This is a genomic window from Holdemania sp., from assembly GCF_986127675.1.
Window position 1 is genome coordinate 1 of sequence record NZ_CFQZWI010000176.1, and the last position, 2,557, is coordinate 2,557.

3 protein-coding genes are annotated in these 2,557 nt (G+C 51.2%); all 3 read right to left on the minus strand.

Annotated features, from left to right (window positions below; genetic code table 11):
* On the minus strand, positions 1-754 hold a 754-nt coding region (locus AC5OW4_RS14975), incomplete at its 3' end, for a glycogen/starch/alpha-glucan phosphorylase (RefSeq protein WP_493677185.1).
* On the minus strand, positions 744-947 hold the full coding sequence (locus AC5OW4_RS14980; RefSeq protein WP_072685668.1) for a hypothetical protein: 204 nt from the start codon (positions 945-947) through the stop codon (positions 744-746). The genes AC5OW4_RS14980 and AC5OW4_RS14975, both read right to left, overlap by 11 nt.
* Positions 948-1,068: 121 nt before the next feature.
* Positions 1,069-2,557 (minus strand): 1,4-alpha-glucan branching protein GlgB (gene glgB / locus AC5OW4_RS14985; protein ID WP_493677186.1); only part of this gene is annotated, 1,489 nt, incomplete at its 5' end.

Sequence of the window (2,557 nt, forward strand, 5' to 3'; positions counted from 1 at the left end):
ATCTCTCCTGTAAGTATAACCGGAAATCCTTATTGGTCGGGATGATGTCGGAGGCCTCCGCTGACCATAAGCGCAGCGTGTTGGTTTCCTTGGTGCCATGACCGACCACCGGCATATCATACGGCACGGCGCGGATGTGTTCCGCGTCGACATGATCGAAAATCAGTTCGCCGTTTTCATCCTTGCGCATTTCGACATGACCCCAGAACTTCACGTCGACCGCGCTCTTCGGTTTGCGGACTTCCCAGACGTTGCCCAGTTTCAGCCACTGATCCGGAACCTCCACCTGATAGCCGTTTTCAATCTTCTGGCGGAATAATCCGTATTGATAGCGGATGCAGTTGCCGTTGCCCGGCAGCTGCAGCGACGCCAGCGAGTCCAGAAAGCAGGCAGCCAGGCGGCCCAGACCGCCGTTGCCAAGACCCGCGTCGGATTCCAGGTCTTCCAGCTCGTTGATGTCGATGTCCAGATCCTGCAAGCCGTCGCGGACAAGTTCATAAATGCCTAAGTTCATTAAATTATTGGTTAAAAGCCGGCCGATCAAGAACTCCATCGAGAAGTAATACATCTGCTTAGCCTGATCCGCAGCGATCTTCTCTTTGGTTTCTTTCCAATGGATGCCCGCAAAATCACGAACCATCCCGCCCAGCACCATAAATCGTTCTGTCGGATGGGACTGTTCGACAGATCGTCCGTAATTTTCCTCGATCCGTTTGGTGAATTCTTCTACGAATTCCTGTTTGTTATTGAACATAAAATTCCTCCCGCGTGTATTTTACCAGTTTTTCCCTAAAACGCAATCGCTTCCTGTTAATAAAAGCGGTTACTTCCTCATTTTTACCTGAATCAGCGTTACTATTCGTTTTTTTCCTTAATCCTGATTCTGGTTTATTCAAATCTTTTCTCAAATTTATATGGCTGCTCCCCGGCTTTAACCCTGTCTTCATGCCGCTGACGATTCCCTCTTTCCGGCAAAGGGAAGCAAAAATAAATGACCATTTTTCAACAAAATCGCCCCTGCAGCGAATTCCCCAATACGTGTGTGCTGCAGGGGCGATGCGTCGTTCCCTATTCGGCTTTCTTTCGGACGGTTGTTTTCTTCTTTTTCGGCGCCGTTTTACCAGCGTCCGCCGGCGTCGATTTTTCCATCTCCGTTTCCGGCTTTGCCGCTTCGCTCCTCTCCGCTTTCTTCGCGGCTTTTTTCTTCGCGCTTTTCTTACAGATTAACAGGATGCCCGCAAACGGCGCGACGCGGATATCCAGCGATTGTTCAAAGTGATGCGCCGGTACGGTTTCCGTCGCCACCGGCTTGAAGTTGCACATATTGCAGCCTTCGTAGATATCCTTTTCGGTATTGATCAGCTCGCTGTAAGTGCCGGCCTGCGGTACGCCGATTCGGAAATGCTCATAGGAAGCCGGCGTCATGTTGAGGACGACGACCATGATATTCTGTTCATCTTCCCGATAATAGCTGTATACGCTCTGATCGCCGTTATCCGCGTCGATCCAGCGGAAATACTGGTAATCATAATCATAGCGGCTCAGCGCCCGGTGATGGGAATAGATCCGGCTGATATCCTGGAAATACCGCGCAAACGCCGCATGGCGGGAATACCCCAGCAGAAACCAATCCATCTCGCGGGCTTCGTCCCATTCGCGGAACATGCCGATCTCATTGCCCATGAAGTTCAGCTTCTTGCCCGGATGAGTGAACTGATAGAGATAGAGGTTTTTGGCCTGCGCGAATTTCTGATCGTAGCTGCCCCACATCTTGTCGACGATCGTATGCTTGCCATGGACGACCTCGTCGTGGCTTAACGGCAGGATAAACCGTTCGGAATAGAAGTAGGCCATTGAGAAGGTCAGCTCGTTGTGATGGTATTTACGGTAGATCGGATCGCGGCCGTAATATTTGAGGGTATCGTTCATCCAGCCCAGATCCCACTTATAATCAAAACCCAGCCCCAGCTCGAGCGTCGATTTGGTAACCTTCGGATAATCCGAGGAATCCTCCGCGATCAACATGACCTCCGGATATTTCTTCGACAAATAATAGTTCTGCCGGCGGATAAACGCAAGCGCGCCTTCGTTGGTGCCGCGGTTCTTGTTTCCGCCCCAGTAAATGATGTTGCTGACGGCGTCGATGCGGATGCCGTCGATGTGATACAGATCGCACCAGAACGACGCGGACGACATCAAGAAACTGCGGACTTCCTCTTTCCACAGGTCGAAATTCATCGTTCCCCATTCGCTGTGCGCATCGTTGACATTCGGATATTCATACAGCGCTTCGCCGTCGAAGTAACGCAGTCCATGACTGTCCTTGACAAAATGCACCGGAACCATGTCGAGGATGACGCCGATGTGCTGGCGGTGGCATTCGTTGATGAATTCCATTAAATCCTTACATTGCCCATAGCGGGAAGTACAGCTGAAATAACCGCTGGCCTGATAGCCCCAGCTGCCGTCAAACGGATGTTCATTCAGCGGCATCAGCTCGATGTGCGTAAAACCATGCTCCTTGACGTAGGGAATCAGCTCCTTCAGATCGGAAGAG

Excerpts from the sequence above, each read along its gene's own strand:
- AC5OW4_RS14980 (WP_072685668.1), bottom strand. The coding sequence starts at position 947 with ATGAAGACAGGGTTAAAGCCGGGGAGCAGCCATATAAATTTGAGAAAA.